General features: G+C 62.7%; 1 protein-coding gene. It reads left to right on the plus strand.

The window, feature by feature from the left end:
• Positions 1-789 (plus strand): ISAzo13 family transposase (locus G4D87_RS38275; protein WP_163787650.1); only part of this gene is annotated, 789 nt, incomplete at its 5' end.
• Positions 790-807 lie beyond the last annotated feature (18 nt).

Here is an 807-nt window from a genome sequence, read left to right on the forward strand (position 1 = left end):
CTTGGGTACAGCCTCCAAGCGACAAAGAAGATGCTGGAGGGAGCGGCCCACCCAGAGAGGGATGCGCAGTTCCGGTACATCAACGCCGAAGCCGCGGCGTTTCAGGCACGAGGCCAGCCAGTTGTTTCGGTGGACACGAAGAAGAAGGAACTCGTGGGGGAGTTTCAGAACAAGGGGCGCGAGTGGCAACCCGCCGGGGCTCCCCTCTACACGAACACGCATGACTTTCCGGAGATGGCTCTCGGGAAGGCCATCCCGTACGGCGTGTACGACGTTGGGGCGAACAAGGCCTGGGTATCCGTCGGCCTCACTCACGACACGCCCACCTTCGCGGTGAATACCCTCCGGACGTGGTGGAAGCAGATGGGGGCGTTGCGGTATCCGGCCGCGACCGAACTGCTGGTGACTGCCGATGCGGGAGGGAGCAATGGGTACCGCTCGCGCGTCTGGAAGAGTGAGCTTCAGCGACTGGCAACGGAGACCGGCCTCGCCATCACCGTGGTGCATTTCCCGCCAGGCACGAGCAAGTGGAACAAGGTCGAGCACCGGCTCTTCTCGCACATCAGTATGAACTGGCGTGGTCGCCCGCTTGAAGACTACGAGACGGTGGTGCAGCTCATCGGCTCGACGACGACCCGCACCGGCCTGCGCGTCAAGGCGAAGCTCGACAAGCGGCGCTACCGACTCGGGACCGCCGTGACGAACTCCGAGCTGAAGGCGCTCAACATCACGCCCGCCGAATTTCATGGTGAGTGGAACTACGTCGTCAGGCCGCAACCGATCACGTAATTGAAGCTCAAGCCCTTA

The organism is Myxococcus vastator (assembly GCF_010894475.1).
In the GTDB taxonomy this organism is placed as follows: Bacteria; Myxococcota; Myxococcia; order Myxococcales; family Myxococcaceae; genus Myxococcus; species Myxococcus vastator.